Below are 20,737 nucleotides of genomic sequence, written 5' to 3' on the forward strand. Positions count from 1 at the left end.
TTACGCCTCCTTTTTCTGACGTTGCCAAAAGAAAATAAAAATGCTGCCGCCTATTAATAAACCTACTAATAGTAAACTTGCAATAAGTATTGGGGTAACTTTACTTTTTAAGTGGAGCTGGCCATCTTGTTCTACTAAGCGGAAATTTTTTTGATAGTGAGTTTCACTAGTCGCAACATTTAACTTTAATTGATAATCTCCTGCCTGTAATTTAGTAAAAGGCAAGATTAGGGTCGCTTTACTATAAGGAACCAGACTTAGTTTTTGACTGAATTGATCACTCATTTTCCCTGACAAAGTGCCACTAAATGCAACTTGGGATAAATCGCCAGCTGAATTATTCTTTACATCAATATAAAGTTGTTCGTCTTTAATTCTTAAATTCGTAAATGTCAGTTGTGCTTTTGCTTTTGCTGTTTCTTCGCGGACTTTTAAACCAATTTGATAGACAAATTGATTCTTTATCCCGTCAGTTTCTGCTTTTTTTGTGGTGTCTTGGATAACAAATGCGCCAATTAATACCCCTGAAAATGCTTCTTTAGGGAGTGTGAGTTGATAAGTAATAATTTTTGTCTCATTTGGCTCCAAGCGCACCTCTTCTTTGCCGGTCAAAAGATCAGGCAAGTTTGGCCCAGATAGCTTGTTTGCGGTTTTGTTTTGATAGTCCAATTGACCATAAAGGTTGGTGTGGGCAGGATTTAACGCGATATGTAAGGTTTTAACTTGATCGCTCTGATTACGTACTTGCAGGTTTAATGGATAAGTTTTCCCCGGTGCCACAAGAATATCAAAATAGCTGGCATCCCCCACTTGATTGTCAGGTAAAATTGGCGCCACACTAAAATCGGCCCCTGTTGCATAAGTGATAGGGCTAAAACTTCCAAGCGTTATTCCAAGCGTTAAAAGTAACAAACTCAGATACAAAAATATTTTTTTCACAGTGGCCCTCCTCTTTTGTTTAACTGCGTTTATTATCTTCTTAGTAATAGCAGTTCCCCAATAGTATAACAATAATTTTTTTTAAGACCATCTTTTTGCAAAAAAGTGAAATCCAAATTGAAAAAATTGCACAGCCCATGGCAGACGTAGCATAAATCGTTTTCTTTCGTTTAATGTACATTTTATAAATTGATTAATCATTTAAAATCAATATAATTTGAAATGCAGTAAGGGCGAGGTGAAGACTATGGAAAAAAAGAACAACCGTTTTATTGGGATGTTACTCGTGCTTTTTTTCACGACATTGGCTTTGCCTGTTCAGGCAGCAACGGATAGTTTAACTTTAACACCGCTTTTACTAGACAATCAACCAATTACTACTGCTACGGTAACTCTGCCAGCGGATGGCAAAAAACATCAAGTCAAGCTGTCTTTAACAAATTTCTCACAAACAGAGAAATCATTACAGTTACGTGGTAGTGATCCTGTCACAGATACGAGTGGCAAAATTGTGTATCAAAGTAAGACACCACAAGTGAGCAATCAGAGTTTTAAAGTAGCGCCAGCTATCAAAGCGCAGTCATTTACAATTGGGGCGGAAAAAACGCAGACATTAAATGTTGCAATTGAAACACCTTCTAAACTTAAAGGTACGCTCACTGGCGCAATCCAAGTGTTAGATGAAAATGTAAGTGTTGCGACTGTCCCAATACAAATAACCGGAACAAAGGGCGCTTGGGAAAAAGATTTTATCAAAATTACCCAATTTAAAACGGGGTTAATTTCTGATTTGCCGGCTTTTATGGTGCAAACAACAAATGAAAGTGGTCAACAGCAAATTGCCGATTTTGATGTCAAAATTACGCGGGAAAGTTTCTTACATTTGCAGGATAAAACGTGGCATTTGACGCAAAATGCGGTGAACTTAGCGCCTTATAGCACTTTTGAAAAAGGCGTCTCACTCCAAGGTGAACCCATAGCAGCTGGTAATTATCACTTATCAGGTGTGATTAAAGTAGGCGACCAGCAATTTGTATTGGATCGACAATTTACACTTTCAAAAAAAGAAGTCGACGCCACTAATCAAGCAGCCAATCTTACAACACAAATACCGTATCTTTGGTTAATTGGCATCGCTGTTTTGTTGGGAATCGTTTTAATTGGTGTGATTTATTTGGCACTTCGCCAAAATAAAAAAAGAACATGAGCGGTTAATCCTGTTCTTTTCATAAATAAGGTAATGGTAAATTAAGGGGGAAAATTTAGGATGAAAAATATTTTAAAAGGTTTAACAGTTTCTAGCGTAGCATTATTGGCACTTGTCGGTGGAAGTAGTTCTGTTTTTGCTGCAGATGATGCTGCAACAAATGATAATCAAAAAGTATCAACAGCTGAGTTTGAAGTAACAGCTAAAGACGATAATAATAATAACGGTAATGGTAAATTAACATTGGATAAAGTTCCCGATTTAAAATTTGCCGGTACTAGCGTTAAAGATGTTGCAACAACTGGGGCAACATTAGCTTTGGAGAGTGGAAAAGTATCTAATGGAACGTCAAAAGGTAATACTGCTACAGATGGCGATGAAGATCTTAAATTACAAGTATCTGATTTTAGAGGGGATTATTCTGGTTGGAATTTAAGTGTTGGGCTAGGAAACTTTAGTTCTAGTGATAAAAACGACAACCTATCAAGATTGAGTGGTGTTGCTCTTAAGTTAGCTGTAACCAATGCAGATGAGGCTGAGAAAACTAATCAGGTTACACCTAATTCTATCACATTAAATCAAGGTTCTTCTGCTCTTCTTCTAAATGCAACTGTGAAAACTAATGTTGATGGTACTAAAACTAGCCAAGGCGGTGGGAAAAACGTCTTTGCTGTTGATACAAAGAATACTGAACTAGAAATCCCTAAAGACCCAAATATTAAAGCTACAACTTACCAAGCAGATATTACATGGACGCTTGGCAATACTTTTGATGCTTCTGCTGTTAAATAAGATAGAAGCAAATAACTAGAAGATTATAACAGTATTCACTAAAATGTAATTAAGACCCGAACGTTTTGGCGTTCGGGTCTTTATCAGATAGACACTTGTTGTGATGAAAACTGTAGGGCACCCCTGATAACAAAAAAGGATGTTGAGATTTAATGAAGAAAAATAAAATTGTTTTATTAGGCTTGGTAATGCTGGTTACCCTTTTTATGCTCCCACTACAGGTGCACGCTGATGAGGGTGCAGGTTTTACCATGGAGGCAGCGATTCCAGACAATCAAGTTAGTAACAGTACGTATTTTGATCTGCAAGTAAAACCCGGGGACAAACAAGATTTAACGATTAAATTTGCTAATTTGGAAAATGAAGCGATGAAATTAAAAGTTTCACCAAATCCCGCTTTTACTAACAAAAATGGTGTAATTGAATATTCACAATACGATTATCCTAAAGATAATACGGCGCAATACACGATTCCTGAACTTTTTTCTAAGCCACAAGAGATAACCTTGAAAGCAAAAGAAGTCAAAAACGTTACCTTTACATTGAATGTGCCTAAAACTTCATTTAAAGGAATGATTTTAGGGGGCTTTTATGCGTTAAGACAAGGAGAAGATGACAACCAAGAAAGTAGTGGACTGCGCATAAATAATCGCTATGCGCTAGTTTTAGGGGTTGCCTTACGGGAAGATTTAAAAACAAAAGTTGAGCCAGAATTGCAGCTGAATACGATTAAACCTGGACTTGATAATAGTCGCACTGCTGTTTTTGCTAACTTGCAAAATATTAAGCCACAAGCTTTTGGCGAAATGACAGTCGATGCTAAGATCTATCAAAAAGGTAGTGATAAAGTTTATAAAGCGACTAAAAAAGAAAATCAAGAAATGGCACCAAACTCCAATTATGATTTTGCGATTGATTGGGAAAACCAACCAATTGAAGCTGGCGAGTATCATTTAAGTTTAGTTGCTACTTCGGGTAAAAAAGAATGGAAGTTTGAACAAGACTTTACGATTGCCGATGAAGGTTTACAAAAAATCAATGAAGAAGCAGTTGGCCTGCCTGAGAAAAATTATTTGTGGTTATACATTTTAATTGCTGTTCTGCTTGTTTTAATCTTAGTGATTTTGGCCTTTATTTTAGGGCGGAGACGGAGAGAAGATGGACAAGATAAAGATGGTGAAAAATAAAAAGAGACAAAAGAGAATAGGCATTTTTTTATTAACCCTAGCGATTTTTGTCGGGGCAGTGCGGGGATTTACCATGGAAACTTTTGCCCAAAAGAATACAAGTCACGTATCTTTTACCGTTATTGATAATCAAAAAGGACCTAACCTACCAATTACGGTTCCCAATGGCAAACAAAACTATCTAATTGGTGTGCCAACACAGACAACAACGGCTTTACTACCCAAACTTGGTTTTCAAAAAAAACTTTTTTTGAGTATTATTGGCTGTGAGATAGTCTTATTTGGTATTTTATTGATTTTATTATTTTGGCGTAAAAAAGAGTCGCAACAAGGTGAAAGGAAGCATAATATATGAAAAAAATTATTTCGTTGAGTTTAATTTTAGGTTTATTCTTGCAATCTCCTTTTGTTGCCTTTGCCAGTGAACAAGAACAGACGAGTAGCACCGATGCAACTGCTACAACTGAAAATTCTGCAACTGCAAATAGCGAAATAAGGCCTGCTGCACAGTTGACAGCAACTAGTCAGACAGACACAGTAGCCAGTACCAATGAAACTACCGCTAGTAGTACTGGTACAAGTAATCAAGCAACAACGAATACAGAAACTACAACTACTAGCAGTGGGGAAACAACCAGCTCCACAGAAAAGACAGCTGAACTAAGCACTGATTTTTTAGCCCGAACGAAACGTTTTAGTGAGAACAATTTTCAGAGTGTTGCGGAGATCCAAGACTGGCTGAACACGTATGATATATTTTCCATTGGCGGTGTACAAATTGTCAATTACGGCTTTACAGGATCAATAGCAGTTATTAATGGTGGTCTAAGTATCAATGGCGCTAGTGCTACAATTCAAGATTCTAAAACAGCAAACTATGGTTCGATTGTTAACGGTCCTTTGTATGTTGGAGATAGTAACACAATCGAATTTAAAAATACTCAGGACAAAGGAATCTACTCGAACTACCAACTTCACGACCAAAGTTCTGACAATGGGGATCGTCCAACAGGTAAAGGTGTCATTAAAGGTTTGACTGGAAAGCTTAAAAATTTCGGCACCGTTTTAAACAATGCGGGTTTAGAGATTCGGGATTTTACTGCTGCTAATAATAATCAATCAGCCTATTTGCAACAATTAGGTAAAGGTAAAGGTGATTCAATAGTTTCTGGTAATATAATTATTAAACGATTAGATAACCATGCCGTAACAGGTCAACCGCATACTTATGTTTATAACTTGGATTTGAACGGCTCAGAGCAATTTCCAGGTTCAATCGACTTTTCAGATTTTACTAAAGATTCAGATACAGTTGTCGTAAACGTAACCAATAATACCGGTAAGATAAATATTAGTGGCGGACTTACAAATAATCCAGACAACATCATTTGGAATTTTCCTACAGCAACAAAGATTAACAATACTACAAATTTTAAAGGTAAAGTCATGGCTCCTCATGCCAGTGTTACCACAAACCAAAAACTTGATGGGGGAACTTTTTGGCAGTTTGGTTTTGGCGATAGTGGTAGCTTGGAAAAAGCCAGTATTACTGCTGAAATCAGTAAAAATCTTCTTTTGAATACTTCCATTGATGATGTCGCCAAAAGTTTTGTCAAAACCATTACGAACCATGACGGCCAAACTTTCACACGTGATGCCACTAGTGAAACAGAAAAAGCTAATTTTAAGCAAGAACTAGAAAAAGTAAGTGTAACTTATTATGATAACATTACAGGAAAAACAGTTGATTCAATTGATACAAGTAAACCTGGTGATTTTACTATTGAATATACGTATTATTATGATGAAAAGGGTAAAATCAACTATCCCACCGCTAGGACTCATGTAATAATTTCAGGAACCCTTGAACTTTCTCAAATACCTAATTTAAAATTTGGCACTATTAAACTAGAGTCAAACACTAGTCAACTTAAACTAGACGGTTTTGACATAAGTGATAATTCCTTGCCATCAGATGGGACAAACGCTGGGGTTATACAAGTGACAGACACTCGGATAAATGGTAACTGGAAATTGGCGCTAGCTGTGGGTGGTTTCAATTTAAAAGGTGATACAGCTAAAGAATCAACGATTAATGGTAGTATCACTTTGGGTTTAAATGAAAGTAATTCCTTAACATCAACTAGTCCTTTACTTGGTACTGGTACGAAAGAATATAAAATTGATAAAGATAAATCTTTTCTAGCGTTAGATTCAGATGTGACCAAAGCAAAAGAGGGCACATATCAAGGGCAACTGACTTGGACATTATCAGATGTGCCAAATTAGAAGTTGGTTTATGTTCCTATCCCACCCTTATTAACATAAAAAACCTCGTAGAATTCTCCTATCCTTAAAAGCTAGTCTACTAACTGCTAAGAATAGGAAAAATTTTCTACGAGGTTTTTGTCTTTTATAGCAATGAAATTTAAAAATATGTTTAAAAAGACAGTTGGTTTTAGCCTGCAATTACTTTTAGACGGGAAAGAAAGTATAAAGATTCTACTTCCAATCAATCTTTAACAAGTCATTCATTTCATGATACGCAGTTTCAATCCGTTTGCGTTTTGTTTCAGGGACGGATTTGGCGTATTTACCACCGGGGAGATAGTTTTCGGCTAAGAATACTTGGTAATCTTGAGATTGGACAGTGCCGTAGATAGCATCTTGGTAACTGCGGCCGGCAATCGGTTCTCTATCTACCCAAGTGGGGTGGGCGATGACTTTTTCAATTGTAGTTTTATCATTTGCTTTTTTTATGGCCACTTCCATAATGACGCCCCGCTCTGTCCAGTAATTCTCTACGGATTCATAGCGTTGATTTGAGAGTAAATTACCCATGGAATAAATGATAAATTTATTTTCGCCATCTTTTTTGATTGTTTCGGTGGGTTCTGCCACGTGGGGATGCCCTCCAAAGATAATATCTGCACCCAAATCAATCATTTGGCGGTATTTTGTTTGTTGTTCTTCGTTTGGCTCTAAGGCATATTCCACGCCATCTTGTGGCATGACGATCGTGATATCGGCAATTTTTTCGGCTTTTTTCAAATCTTTGGCGACTTTTTCCATATTTAAGTCTTTCAAATGATTCTCATATTCTGTTTCGGTAATTGTCGCTTCCATGCCATTAAACCCATAAGCGTAAGCCAATAAAGCAATTTTTATCCCATTTACTTCTTTGACTAAAATATCTTCGGTGGTGTCGGTCTTCACACCGATTGTGTCCAATCCGATATTTTGAAAAGCGGCAACGGTGGAATGAAGTCCTTCTAAACCAGTGTCTAAAATATGGTTATGGGCTAAATCAATGACGTCAAAACCAGCTGCTTTAATAGCGTCAGCCGCAGCGGTGGGGGCGTTGAACATTGGATAGCCAGATAATTCACGCTCAGGGTTGATTGTGCCTTCAAAATCCCCTAAAGACAAGTCGGCTTTTTTTAATAAAGGTGAAATTTGTGCGTAATCATTTTTAAAGTCGTAACCTTGCCCATCTTCGGCACTGCGATACACAATATCGTGATAGAGCATATCACCACTTGCTGTAATGGTGGCGTGTTTTGTCTTTTTAGCTTTCGTTTTAGCTTCTTTATCGTTTTTTGTTTTATGTACAGTGTTTGTCTGCTGTTCTTGATTTTTTGGTGTGGGTTGAATTACAAAGACACTTAACAGTAGACTGGCAACAAGAGCTGCAAAAAGTAAACTCATAATGATAACAAATTGACGTGTTTGCGCGGCTTGTTGGGCTTTTCTTTTTTGTAGCTGTTCTTTTCTCATCATGACCTCCTGAAAATAAATGTAGATTACGCTACTCTCATTTTACTTTCTTAGCGTAAGAAAAGATAGTCGAATATAGGGAAAAGCAGAATAAAGAAAAAATATCAACTTTCACTTTCCCGTAACATAGTTGGTAAAAAAACGTTATTTAGGCTACCATAAAACTAAAGAAATAAGTTAAAATCAACAATTGAAAAACGCGTGAAATAAAATCACTCGTTTAGTACATACTAAAAGCAGTGAATAGGCTGGCTTGGTAGTAAAGATAGGAGAAACTTTATGAAAGAGAAACTAAAGCAGTTGATGAGCTGGTTAAAAAACCATAGTCTTTTATTACGTTTAATTTTCTTTGGCTCTATTTTAATATTTGTCGCCAATCAAGTCGCGAATATTGCCCACGGTATGAGTTGGGCGCAGGTGGGACAAACGATGGCAAAACAAGCCAATACTACCTTGGTTTTAATGGCTTTATTAGGCTTTGTCGGGGTTTTACCGATGCTTGGCTATGACTGGGTAACAATTAACGTCTTAGAAGAAGCTGGGCGAAAAAAAATGCCGCGAGGGAGTTGGTTTATTGCCGCTTGGACGACCAATACGATTAATAATCTAGCTGGCTTTGGTGGCATTGTCGGAGCGAGTTTGCGGAGTAATTTTTATGGTAAAGGTTTTGATCGCAAAAAAGTTTTAGCCACTGTTTCAAAGGTCGCCTTTTTCATGTTTAGTGGCTTATCGATTTGGTCGTTGTGGTTACTGGTGGATATTTTTTTACTTCATCATACTAGTCATTTTCGTAATTATTGGATTTGGCTGGTGGGGGGGAGTTTATACGCACCGGCACTCTTTACGTTGACGTATTTGCGACGTAAAAAATTGTTTCATGATCTTTTTCCCTTGCGTGTGATACAACTGGCACTGACTTCATTTTGTCAATGGGCAGGGGCACTGGCTGTTTTTTTAGGTATCGGGTATTTGATGCAATTAGATGTATCTTTAGCTGAAGTCTATCCGATGTTTTTGATTGCGACTTTAATTGGGATGCTGACGATGGTTCCTGGTGGGATGGGGACGTTTGATGTGTTAATGATTTTGGGGCTAGGACAGTTAGGTTTATCTCAAAATCAAACGGTAGTCTGGTTGTTGTATTACCGGCTCTTTTATTATTTACTGCCTTTTTTAAGTGGTTTAATCTTATTTGTTTCCCAAACAGGAGTAAAACTCAATCGCTTCTTTAATAATTTACCTCGCCTAATATTGCAGCGTATTGCCCATATTATCGTGGTGGTGGCAGTTTATTTTGCAGGTATTATGATGGTGTTGCTTTCAACAGTCACCAATTTATCCAACCTGAGTAAAATTTTTGAATTTTTACTGCCGTTTTCTTTTAATTTTTTAGATCAGACGTTGAATTTATTAATCGGCTTTGTCTTATTAGGCCTTGCCAGAGGCTTATATAGCAAAGTGAAAAAAGCTTATTTGCCTACTTTAGTCGTCTTGATTTTTGGGATTGTTAATACGATTTCTCGCACCCGCTCTATACAGTTGATGATTGTTTATTGTTTAATCTTACTGGCTGTTTGGTTAGCCCGCAAAGAGTTCTATCGGGAAAAATTCGTCTATTCTTGGGGTGCGGTTATTTTTGATGTTGCATTATTTGGGACGTTACTGATTGCTTATGCAGTGGCAGGGTTTCATAGTGGACAGTGGTGGAATACCAACCTAATGGGTGGTCAATTTGTCTTATTCCCTTCTGATGATGTTTGGATTTCAGGGATGATTGGTTTAGCTGTCGGTGTATTGACATTGTTATCTTTACAGCAGTATTTGAGCCGAAGTACTACAACTTTAGGAGAAGCGTTTGATGAGACTCGTTTTGAAAATCTCCTCAGACGTTACGGCGGTACGAAGTCTAGTCAACGGTTGGAACTTTCCGGTTACCGCTATTATTATTATCAAGTGAATGGACAAGATCGGGTAGTTTTTGGTTATCAAATAAAAAGTAATCGTTGTTTTATTTTAGGTGATCCGATTGGGGATAAAACTCTTTGGCAAAAAGCGACCCAAGACTTTATGGTCGCCGCGGATAAACAAGGTTATCAACTGGCTTTTTACAAAATTAGTGAAAAATTTGTGGTAAAACTTCATGACCTCGGGTTCCAATTTGCTAAAATTGGCGAAACAGGGACAGCGTATTTAGGCAAATCGGATTATTTGCAACAAGAAGTTTATCGTAAATTAAGTATTCAAGGCTATACTTTTAAAAAATACGAAACAGTACCGGCAGAACTGCTACCACAATTAGCTACAGTCTCAACAGCTTGGTTAAACGGCGAAGGTGAAAAATATTTTGGTAACGGCCGTTTTGAAGCAGACTATTTACAAAAAAGTCCGGTGGCAGTCGCCTTTAATCATGAAAAACAAATTGTGGGCTTTATTACCCAACAGGCGATTTCTAGCGAGTGGGTTTCGTATGATTTATTGCGTATTTTACCGCAAGCACCTAAAGAGTTGGCGAACTTTTTGGTTTTGGGAATGCTAGCTAGCTGGGAAGCAGAAGGATATAAAAAAGTTGATCTGGGCATGGTACCACTAGCTCAAGTTGGCGAAGGTCCATTTGCCTTTTTAGAAGAGAGAATGATGAATATCATTTATAATTATGGCAATGCAATTTATAATTTCCAAGATAACTTCAGTGGAAAACAAAAGTATGTGACACAGTGGGAAGGGTGTTATTTTGCTTATTTGAAAGGAAGTAGCTTTTATCTGGCTGCAGCCCAACTGCTCCGTCTAATTGGCCGCGGAAAAAATAAAGGGCCAACCCTAGTAGAAGAAGTCATTTTAGAAGAATAAAAAAAGCGTAACAACTGATAGTAAGGCCTTCAAAAAGCTCTAGCGTTTATCTAAAGCTTTTTGAAGCAGTCTGGTGAGTTGTTACGCTTTTTAAATTTAGGCCTTACGTCGACGGGCAAATTCTAAGAAACGGAATTTGTCTAATTTGTGGATAGATTCCGTGTATTCAAAACAGCGGGTATCTTCCAAAAAGACTAAACTACGGACAAAAACAGCGTGTTGGTCTTCTAAGGACAATTCCATTAATTCTCTGATTTCTTTATCAACGGGCTCTACGGTAATTTCTTTTTGGGCATAAGCAATACCTAAACCCAAATCATTTTCCAAATAGCCATAAAGCGAATCTTCTGCTTTTTTTATAGGTAGCTCAGGAATAATGTTTAAAGCCAGATAGTCACGGTCTAAAATAGCCACTTCACCATCAATTTTACGCTGACGGACCAATTTCCAAGCTTCACTTGCTACCGGCCAGTCGGTTTTTTGACTGAGGCTGGGCGAGACTGCGACTTTTTTTAGTTCTACTACTTTGGTTTCATTGGGGATATGTTGTGCTTCTTGTAATTCTTTAAAACTGGTTAGACCAGAAATAGGAAAATCAAATCGATTAATATCTAAGACGATAGAACCTTTGCCTTGTTTTTTTTGAATGTAACCTGCGTCTTTTAATAAATTCAACGCTTTGCGGACGGTTTCCCGTGAGACATTGTATACCTTTATCAGTTGATTTTCACTTGGTAACAATGATTGTGGGGGATACTCGCCATTTAGAATCTTTTGTTCCAAGTCTAAAAAAATCTCCCGAAATTTATTCATTACGTCCCCTCCCAGTCCTCATTGTAGAAATCATTTTGCTAAAAAGCAACTTTCTTTGGTGAAATTCCGCTATTTTGACGTATATCATTGTGAAGCGTACAAATAGTGGTGTTTTTATGGCTACTTTTGTAACAATTCGTCCATGTTCAGTTCGGTTAATTCATGGCAAGTCATATCTGCGCCATGTAATGGTTCACCAGATAAAACACCGACTGCAAACATGTGGCAAGCTTTAATGCCATCAATTCCAGCTTGGGCATCTTCAAAACCGACAGCTTCTTCTGGTTTAATATTTAAAAGTTCCGCGGCTTTAGTAAAGATTTCAGGATCGGGCTTACCTTTGTGTAACGTTGCGGGATCGACGATACCAGCAAATTGATCTTTAACGCCTAATTTTTCTAAGATAAAAGGAGCATTCTTTGAAGCTGAGGCAATCGCGCAAGGAACGCCTTTTGTATTTGCTTGGTCTAAAAATTCTTTCACACCAGGTAATAAATCAGCAGGGGTTAGGGATTGTAATAATGTTACATACTCATCATTTTTTTGCGCGGCTAATGCTTCTTTTTCTTCTAGCGTAAAGTCGTTTTCTTTACCACCATGAGCCAAAATTCGATCAAGGGAATCCATGCGACTAATGCCTTTTAATTGTTCGTTGAATTTTAAATCAACATCGACGCCAATCTTCGCGCCTAAATTACGCCAAGCGATAAAATGATACTTCGCAGTATCGGTAATAACACCATCTAAATCAAAGATAAAACCTTTTTTCATAAACTTTTTCCTCATTTCCTTTTTTATCTAAAAGCAGAGCAAATACTCGCTTTTCTTCATTTTATCTAGCGTACCTTACTTATAAGGTACAATTGTTTTACTGCCTGCTTTTAGTGTAACAGGTTTACCACAAACTTGAATCGTAATCGTTTCATCAGCGGTGATTGTAATATCGTTGTGGGTTAGAGCAATATCAAAGTGAACTCCCCGAATTTTTAGTTTATAGGCTAGAGACGTCCAAGCTTTTGGTAAATTTGGGGTTAAGTTTAAGACTTCTTGGCGAATATCCAAACCGGCAAAAGTGGTCAATGGAATGTAAAGTGTAGCTGCCATGACCCCAGCGTGGATGCCTTCTGCAGTTGTTCCCCCTTGAATATCGCGATAATCTGAGTAAAGTGCTTCTTGATATAATTGCCAAGCCAAATCTTGATCGTCTACCATGGCAGCTAGTTGAGCATGGACGACTCGAGATAAAGTCGAACCATGAGACGTGCGGGCAAGATAGTAAGCCAAGTTTTTTGTTACATAGTCTTTTGGTAGATTATAGTTTAAGTCTTGTAAGATTTCGTTGACTTTCTGTTGGGGAAAGTTGTAGAAAATCATTAAACTATCGGCTTGTTTGGCAACTTGATATTCATCAGCAGAACGTCCTTCAGCGTTCAAAATGCGATCCATCCGGTAAACATTGCCGTATTTTTCTTTGTAATAGTCCCAATCCAAATCTTTTAAGTCAAAATAACCGGCAAATTGCGCGATAATGCCTTCATCGTTGATTTCTAAAGCTAATTTATTTTTGATTGTAGCCATTTTTTCCAATGTCTCTGTAGTTAAGCCAGTTTTTTCCACCGCAGCTAGAAAATCGGTTGGTAAAAGTTCTTGCAGACGTTCAATTTCTTCAAATAACCACACGACCATCATGTTGGTATAGGCGTTATTTTTCAAACCGCCTTTTTTGGCATTAGGGTAGCTTTCGTGAAATTCATCTGGCCCCATCACATGATCAATTGTGTAACGTTGCAATGTTTCATCCCACTGAGTAGCACTTTCCCAAAAATGCGCGATTTCTAACAATAGTTCTAACCCATATTGTTTCATGAAGTCTTCGTCTTGTGCATTGTTAAAATACTGCCAAATATTATAAGCAATCGCTAAAGAAACATGGCGTTGCAGGCGACTGTGATCTTCTTTCCATTTGCCGCTAATCGGATTTAAATGCAGCTCTTGTGATTGCTCGGTACCATCTAAGCCTGATTGCCAAGGGAACATTGCCCCTTTATAGCCGGCTTTTTTGGCATCAATCTTAGCTGCTGGTAACCGACGATAGCGGTACAATAAAATCTCCCGCGCCGTTTTAGGAAAATGAATAATGTAAAAAGGTAAAATAAATAATTCATCCCAAAAAATATGGCCACGATAAGCTTCTCCATGTAAGCCACGAGCGGTAATAGAAGCATCAAGCCCTTTATTGCCATTTGGCGAAGCAGAAGATAAAAGGTGATAGGTATGAAGATTTAATAACTTTTGACTCATTAAATCTCCGGTAACGGTAATCGCTGCTTTATCCCACAAAATTTGCCAAGCAGCAGCAGATTCTGCTGCACTTTTTTCAAACGCTGGTAAAGACACCTGATCTAAATCGATGTGAAGGGGCGCTTCTTCTTTGCGTCTTTGGGCAACACTGACGGTTTTGTCTAGGGTATACCAAGTATTTTCTTTAGCCGAAATGGTCAATTTTTGACGCACAACTTTTTCTGCTAGCGTATTTTCTAATTGCGTTAAATCAATATTTTGACTAAAAAGTTCAGAATATTGCGTGACGGTAATTTGTGAAGCTTTAGTCTTCGCGACTAAGAGTGCTTTTGTTGCCTTAGCTTCTAAATTGACAATATCCAAATGATTTTTTGTCAAACTACGATAGCGAGCCACATTGTAGTTGTAAACATCTCCATCTGCTTCTGAAACAAGCGTAATAGTACCCGAAAAGTTCAAAGGCATAAAAGCATATTGCAGACTATATTGTTCAGTCTGTTGCATATTGGCAATCTTTTTAACGGTAATAGCAATTTCTTTTCCTGTTTTGGTGGTAACGATCGCATTTGCATGAAATAAGCCCGTTTTTAAGTGAAGTGTGCGGGTCAATTTTTTTATTTGCTCTTTTTCAAAAGCAATTTTTTCATCATCGACAATTAAATAAATTTTTTGCAAATTGGGTGCATTGACAAAATCCTCGTTGTAAATTGTCTGGTCAGAAACAACAGATGCAGCAGTATTATAAAGACTAGCCAAATAAGTAGCTGGGTAGTGATCATCGCTGATTTCCATTTCGGGCATGGTTCCTCTTAAACCCATGAATCCATTGCCCACAGTTAAAAGAGATTCAACGGAATACTCGTCTTTACCCGGGCGATAGCCGTGATAGGTAACTTGCCATTTTAAATTTTCTGCTGCGGTTTTGAAGTCTTCAGTGGCGGGCACAAAGGGTAGGTTAAGTTTTTCAGTTAGCCATTGGCTTAATTCAAAAATCCCTTCAGGTTGCGCGAGTAAAACCTCCTCTCCAGTCAGAATGCCTCCTGCAATCGCAGTATTTGCTAAAGTGTCTAACAATTGTTGTGCTTTTTCTGCCGGAGCGCCTGTAAAGGTTAAATTCTCTGTGGGTAATTCTAACTGCCAATCAGCAGTTTGTGTATTTATCTTTGCCAGTTTCATAAAATGCTCCTCTCTTTAACTTGTCTATACATGCAATATAATTATAAGATATGTTGATAACGATTTCAAGTGTGGAAAGTAATTTTAAAATATAATGATAATTATGGAGGTTATTAAAATAAAAAAATTTAGCATTTTTATACGTGCGATAATGACGCGATTTAAATAAGGTAGTTATTTTTTTAAAAATGAGAAAATGCTATTTCTTATTAATAAAACGCTTGCAAAAAAATTGTTGCCAAGGTATGATATAGACAGTTGATGAACTTATATATACAAGTTTTAAAAAAATGAAAGGGGTTTTAACAATGGGGAAATTCCAACAAGATGCTGAACAATTGTTGAAAGATTTAGGCGGTAAAGAAAATATCGCCGCAGTTACCCACTGTGTTACACGGATGCGCTTTGTTTTAAACGATGACAGTAAAGCAAATGTATCTGCCATTGAAGATTTACCTAGTGTCAAAGGAACATTTACCAATGCCGGTCAATTTCAAGTGATTATTGGCAATGAAGTGCCTGATTTTTATAATGACTTTTCGGCAGTATCGGGTATTTCAGGTGTTTCAAAAGAAGCAAGTAAAGCTGTCGCTAAACAAAATCAAAATCTGGCCCAACGTTTAATCGGTGTTTTAGCAGAAATCTTTACCCCGTTATTACCAGCGATTATCGTCGGTGGTTTGATGTTAGGTCTTCGTAACTTTTTAGAAGGTGTACCACTTGATATGTTAGGTGGGCAAACGATTACGGAATCTTCAGTTTTTTGGAATGGTGTGAACGGCTTCTTATGGTTGCCTTGTGAAGCGATTTTCCACTTCTTACCTGTAGGGATTACTTGGTCCATTACGCGTAAAATGGGCACCACTCAAATTTTAGGGATTATTTTAGGGATTACTTTGGTTTCACCGCAATTATTAAATGCTTATGCTGTAAATGGTACCAGTGCCGCAGATATTGCCCAAAACTGGACATGGGATTTTGGCTTTTTCACTATTGAAAAAATTGGTTACCAAGCGCAAGTGATTCCAGCAATGTTAGCTGGTTTTATGTTAGTTTATTTAGAACGCTTCTTTAGAAAACACATTCCAGAAGCCGTTTCAATGATCTTTGTACCGTTATTTTCATTATTACCAACTATTTTAGCAGCTCACATGATTTTAGGCCCAATTGGTTGGAAAATTGGTTCTGGCATTTCTTATGTGGTAAACGCAGGCTTGTCTTCATCATTTAGCTGGTTATTCAGTTTAGTATTTGGTGGTTTGTATGCACCATTAGTTATTACCGGACTGCATCACACGACTTTAGCGATTGATTCACAATTAGTAGCTGACTTTGGCTCTACTAACTTATGGCCAATGATCATGCTTTCAAATATCGCACAAGGTACGGCTGTATTAGCGATTTACTTCCAACACCGCGGTAACAAAAAAGAAGAACAAATTTCTGTACCAGCAACAATTTCTGCATATCTTGGGGTTACAGAACCTGCCATGTTTGGGATTAATTTGAAATATGTTTATCCATTTGTTGCGGCTATGGTCGGCTCAGCTATTGGCGGTATGTTAATTACTATTACCAATACTCGTGCGTTAGGTATTGGCGTTGGCGGATTACCTGGATTTTTATCATTTAAAATTGAAAATTATCCAATGGTATTTATTTCCATGATCGTCACTATCGTAATCACGTTTGTTATGACGTATGTTTTCCGTAAAGTGAAAGTTTTAAATAAATTAGAACCACAATTAGATGAAAGTGGCTTAGCAATGGCAACAGCTGGTGGCCCTGCTGTTAGCGTAACACATGCTACACAAGGTGCAAGTGTTTCAGACAATGCGCCAGGTGTGGTGGTAAAAGAAGAAATTTATGCGCCCGTTGAAGGTGAAGTTATCGCAATCGGGCAAGTATCTGACCCTGTTTTTTCACAAAAAATGATGGGAGATGGCTTTGCGGTTAAACCAAAAGCCCAAGAAATTTATGCTCCTGTAACTGGTAAAGTCGTGAGTGTTTTTGAAACCAAACATGCGATCGGCATTACAACGCCAGCTGGTGCAGAAGTCTTGGTGCACATGGGTCTAGACACAGTGGAATTAAACGGCGCACCATTTGATGTAAAAGTTAAAGTTGGCGATTCCGTTACGCCAGAAACCCTCTTATCACTGATGGATTTAAATGAAGTGTTAGATGCAGGCAAAAAAACAGATGTCGTGGTCGCTTTCACCAACACTGAAAAAATAGCCGGTTTCACTTTAAATAAAACCGGTGAAATCGCCCAACAAACCAAAATAGGTGAAGTTGAGGTAGTAGAATAAAAAGCAAACTAGTAACTCTGCTGGAAAAAACGAGCAGAGTTACTAGTTTTTTAGTTAAATGATTAATTTTTGAAATTTTTCTCAAGAACTAGTCACTATATCCAGCTTTTCTGGTTGTCTAGCCTCATCAACGAGTTCTCGCCGGCAATAGGCTAAAATCTCAAGAAATTTGAAAGACAATCTAATATAATGTCAGCTTATCGCTAGCAAGTTACCCGCGTTTATTTTGCTTTTCGTTTAGATATATTTCATATAAGAATGGGCGATGCTTGGGAAGATATAAATGAGCTCTTCTTGGTCTGGAGCCTTAATCTTGGCGTTAATCACATCTAACAGACCATTAATGGTTTCGACAGCATCGTTACCAACATTTGTTACCCCGACTAAGTATCCTTCTTGATCGTGAATAAAGGTGATTTTATTAATGGTATCATTTCCTACTTGATGAAACCAATCTTTTTGAGCGTAATCAACGGCAGTAATGCTATATTTTTCCGGCGTTTTTTTTGCTTCTGCTGGCGTAACTCCAACTGTTGCAATCCGTGGAGAAGTGAAGACGTTTTGAGCAATTGGTGGGTAAGTAATTGGCTCTTTTGTTATCCCCGTAAATAAGCGGGCTAAATATTGGGATTCATACGCAGCAACTGGGGTGATTTTAGGCTGTGTCTTATTTAATACATCCCCGGTAGCATAAACACCTGAGACATTGGTTTCTAAGAATTCATTGACAAAAATTCCTTTGATTGGATCAAAATCTAACCCGATACCCTCAAAATTCATGTTTTGGGTTTGTGGTAGCCGACCAGTAGCATCTAAAACATAGTCAGTAGTATGTTGATAGCCTTCTTTTCCATGTAAAACAATTCCTTTTTCGGTTTTTTCCGCTGATTCTAAAGTAATATTTTTTTGAAATTTTACTCCGCGACGTTTCAAGTCAGCAACAACTTCTTGGACGTAAGGTTGATGGAAATCTTTAAGAATGTTCTCTCCTCGTAAAATAACAGTTACATCACTTCCAAAAGCATTCGCAATTGTGGCAAATTCCATGGCGACATACCCTCCGCCAATAAAAGTTATTTTCTCTGGCATCTCTTCTGTTACTAAAAAGTCAGTGCTATCATGAAATAATTCACTACCGACAATATCCAAACGATGGGGAAGGCGACCACTAACGATAACAATTTTTTCAGCAGTATACGTTTTGTCTGCTACAGCGATTGTATGACTATCAATAAATGAACCATGGCCGATAATTGTTTGAACGCCGGCATTTTCTAATTTGTCCTTATTGCCTTGGGCTAAGCTATCGATAACTTCATGTTTGTGTGCCATTAAATCATGCCAATTCAAAGTGGGAAGACTATCAAAACCGCGTCCTTTTAACTCCTCCACTTGGCGTAAAATTTCCACTGGGCGATCAAGCGTAATCTTGGCATTACAACCACGATTTGTACAGACACCACCAAAAAGACCTTCTTCCACTACACCAACTTTTAGACCTGCTTTTGCCATTGGAATTGCACCATTCCAAGCACCTTGACCACTACCTAAAAATAAAACATCAAAATCCATCGTGTCACTCCTTTATTTTTTTATTTAAAAAAAGACCGTGACAACAGACTTGTCACAGCCATTATTACCATTAAATATCACTTATATCGAACACTCACTACGGACATTTAGCGTCAGTAAGCATTTTTTTAGTAAAGCCGTCAGTTTATTCAATTGGAATATCTTTTCCATGAATTTCTTTGACAACTTTCTTTGGTAACTCTAAAGTTAACACGCCATTATCAAACGCCGCTTTAATATTTTCTTCATCAATATCTTTCATAGCAAAGCTACGTTCATAAGTACTACTTGTCCGTTCGCGACGTAAATAGTGACCGTCATCATCTTTTTCTTCATTGTTGGCGGTGTGTTTGGCACGAATGGTCAAAGTATCATTTGCATAGGTCACTTTAATATCTTCTTTACTAATGCCAGGAAGATCAGCTTTCACTTCATAGTAGCTGTCAAATTCTTTAATATCAGTGGCTAAGGAACGATCTTGCCAGAAGTTATTCATCAAACGTCCAATCATTTCTTCACCATCAGAAAAACTACGTGGGAATAAATCTGCCATTTTTATCACACCTTTCTTTTTCTACTTCTATTGTAGGTCCAACTTCATTTTTCTTCAAATATTTTGAATAGTCTTAGAAATACTTTGAAAAAAGAAAAATATCGCTAAAGTAACGTTTTCAGAGGTTTTTTCCTAAACTATACAATTATCTTCTGCTATGATAGAATACACAACGATTGTGGCATTTTTAGCGGAAATTGCCAAAAAGAGAAAGGTAGGTGGAAAGATGGAGATCATTGAAAAAGCACCTGCAAAAATCAACCTAGGTTTAGACGTTTTATACAAACGCCCAGATGGCTATCATGAATTAGAGATGGTCATGGCTAGTGTTGATTTAGCAGACCGTTTGACAATAGAAGAGCTGCCAGAAGATCGTATCATCGTTGAAACCAATAAAGCCTTTTTACCGGTGGATAGACGTAACAATGTTTATCAAGCAGCTCAATTATTAAAAGAACGCTGTAATATTCAAAAAGGTGTTAAAATTGCGATACAAAAACAAATACCGGTTGCAGCAGGTCTAGGTGGTGGCAGTAGTGATACGGCAGCGGCCCTTAGAGGAATGAACCGACTCTGGAATCTTGGATTAAGTAATGATACGTTAGTTGAAATTGGGGTTAAAATTGGCACGGATGTTCCTTATTGTCTTTATGGCACCACCTCTTTTGTTGGAGGCAAAGGTGAGATTGTGGCTCCGATTAAACCCATGCCGCCATGTTGGGTAGTGTTGGTAAAACCGCGCATTAGCGTTTCAACCCGCACAGTTTTTCCAAAAGTGGATGTTACGAAGATCCATCATCCTAATATCGCTGCCTTGCGTACTGCAATTGCTGCAGGCGATTACCAACAGATGATTGCCAATATGGGCAATAGTTTGGAAGATATTACAATTGAGCGCCATCCAGTCATTCAACAAATCAAAGATCGCATGATGAAATATGGTGCAGATGTTGCTTTAATGAGTGGCAGTGGTCCAACTTGCTTTGCATTATGTCAAAAACATTCCCGCGCCCAACGAATTTATAATGCGTTAAAGGGTTTTTGTGACGAGGTTTACTTGGTACGAACATTACGATAATAACAGAGTGAAAGTTTCAGTGAGAGTATCTCACTGAAACTTTTTTATCATAGATAGTAGTAAAAACTTACTCAATATCTGCTTGTTTTATAAAAAATTTCACTGTCTAATGAGTGTGAAGTTGAATTATAAATAACTAGTTAATGTTTTTCTTTTGGAAATAAAAGATTTTGAGGTATCATT

Annotated in this window: 15 protein-coding genes; 8 read left to right on the forward strand and 7 right to left on the reverse strand. The window is 37.7% G+C overall.

Features of this window, described 5'->3' with window-relative positions:
* Entirely contained in the window at nt 1-939 is a 939-nt protein-coding gene (locus tag RU96_RS04960; protein WP_071864431.1) for a DUF916 domain-containing protein, read from the reverse strand.
* 247 nt (nt 940-1,186) lie between these two features.
* Between RU96_RS04960 and RU96_RS04965 the strand changes: the two genes are divergently transcribed.
* The 5 genes from RU96_RS04965 (at nt 1,187) to RU96_RS04985 (ending at nt 6,414) form a co-directional block, all read left to right on the forward strand.
* Nucleotides 1,187-2,146 carry a WxL protein host-binding domain-containing protein gene (locus RU96_RS04965; RefSeq protein ID WP_071864432.1) on the forward strand — a complete coding sequence of 320 codons (960 nt, stop codon included), beginning with the start codon at nt 1,187-1,189 and terminating at the stop codon, nt 2,144-2,146.
* 60 nt (nt 2,147-2,206) lie between these two features.
* Entirely contained in the window at nt 2,207-2,938 is a 732-nt protein-coding gene (locus RU96_RS04970) for a WxL domain-containing protein (RefSeq protein WP_071864433.1), read from the forward strand.
* Between the two features lie 152 nt (nt 2,939-3,090).
* The gene (locus RU96_RS04975; protein ID WP_071864434.1) at nt 3,091-4,125 is read left to right on the forward strand and encodes a WxLIP family cell surface protein; all 1,035 of its coding nucleotides are present in this window, start codon (nt 3,091-3,093) and stop codon (nt 4,123-4,125) included.
* Nucleotides 4,097-4,480 carry a hypothetical protein gene (locus RU96_RS04980; protein ID WP_095006090.1) on the forward strand — a complete coding sequence of 128 codons (384 nt, stop codon included), beginning with the start codon at nt 4,097-4,099 and terminating at the stop codon, nt 4,478-4,480. Before RU96_RS04975 ends, RU96_RS04980 begins: the two co-directional genes overlap by 29 nt.
* A complete protein-coding gene (locus RU96_RS04985; protein WP_071864436.1) occupies nt 4,477-6,414 on the forward strand; it encodes a collagen-binding domain-containing protein in 1,938 nt (645 codons plus the stop codon). Before RU96_RS04980 ends, RU96_RS04985 begins: the two co-directional genes overlap by 4 nt.
* A gap of 213 nt (nt 6,415-6,627) precedes the next feature.
* Here the strand turns inward: RU96_RS04985 and RU96_RS04990 are convergent, their stop codons facing one another.
* Nucleotides 6,628-7,902: a CapA family protein gene (locus RU96_RS04990; RefSeq protein WP_071864437.1), complete on the reverse strand. Its 1,275-nt coding sequence runs from the start codon at nt 7,900-7,902 to the stop codon at nt 6,628-6,630.
* Between the two features lie 279 nt (nt 7,903-8,181).
* Here RU96_RS04990 and mprF point away from each other — a divergent pair, with 279 nt between their 5' ends.
* Complete coding sequence (mprF, locus tag RU96_RS04995; RefSeq protein ID WP_071864438.1) at nt 8,182-10,749, forward strand: bifunctional lysylphosphatidylglycerol flippase/synthetase MprF; 2,568 nt, start codon at nt 8,182-8,184, stop codon at nt 10,747-10,749.
* A gap of 96 nt (nt 10,750-10,845) precedes the next feature.
* Here the strand turns inward: mprF and treR are convergent, their stop codons facing one another.
* The 3 genes from treR to RU96_RS05010 all read right to left on the reverse strand — a co-directional run bounded on the left by treR (nt 10,846) and on the right by RU96_RS05010 (nt 15,039).
* A complete protein-coding gene (gene treR, locus RU96_RS05000; RefSeq protein WP_071864439.1) occupies nt 10,846-11,562 on the reverse strand; it encodes a trehalose operon repressor in 717 nt (238 codons plus the stop codon).
* Between the two features lie 120 nt (nt 11,563-11,682).
* Complete coding sequence (gene pgmB / locus RU96_RS05005) at nt 11,683-12,333, reverse strand: beta-phosphoglucomutase (protein WP_071864440.1); 651 nt, start codon at nt 12,331-12,333, stop codon at nt 11,683-11,685.
* A gap of 75 nt (nt 12,334-12,408) precedes the next feature.
* Nucleotides 12,409-15,039 (reverse strand): glycoside hydrolase family 65 protein, encoded by a 2,631-nt coding sequence (locus tag RU96_RS05010; protein ID WP_071864441.1) that lies wholly within the window; start codon nt 15,037-15,039, stop codon nt 12,409-12,411.
* Between the two features lie 308 nt (nt 15,040-15,347).
* On the opposite strand from RU96_RS05010, the gene treP reads away from it, so the two are divergent.
* Nucleotides 15,348-17,351 (forward strand): PTS system trehalose-specific EIIBC component, encoded by a 2,004-nt coding sequence (gene treP, locus RU96_RS05015; protein WP_071864442.1) that lies wholly within the window; start codon nt 15,348-15,350, stop codon nt 17,349-17,351.
* A 237-nt stretch (nt 17,352-17,588) separates the two neighbouring features.
* Here the strand turns inward: treP and RU96_RS05020 are convergent, their stop codons facing one another.
* Nucleotides 17,589-18,923: a dihydrolipoyl dehydrogenase family protein gene (locus RU96_RS05020; protein WP_071864443.1), complete on the reverse strand. Its 1,335-nt coding sequence runs from the start codon at nt 18,921-18,923 to the stop codon at nt 17,589-17,591.
* Between the two features lie 145 nt (nt 18,924-19,068).
* Nucleotides 19,069-19,476 (reverse strand): Hsp20/alpha crystallin family protein, encoded by a 408-nt coding sequence (locus RU96_RS05025; protein ID WP_071864444.1) that lies wholly within the window; start codon nt 19,474-19,476, stop codon nt 19,069-19,071.
* 226 nt (nt 19,477-19,702) lie between these two features.
* On the opposite strand from RU96_RS05025, the gene ispE reads away from it, so the two are divergent.
* Nucleotides 19,703-20,554, forward strand: a complete 852-nt coding sequence (ispE, locus tag RU96_RS05030) for a 4-(cytidine 5'-diphospho)-2-C-methyl-D-erythritol kinase (protein ID WP_071864445.1) — start codon at nt 19,703-19,705, stop codon at nt 20,552-20,554.
* The last annotated feature ends 183 nt before the right edge of the window (nt 20,555-20,737 follow it).

Origin of the sequence: Enterococcus canintestini (assembly GCF_001885735.1) — a bacterium.
Lineage (GTDB): Bacteria > Bacillota > Bacilli > Lactobacillales > Enterococcaceae > Enterococcus_C > Enterococcus_C canintestini.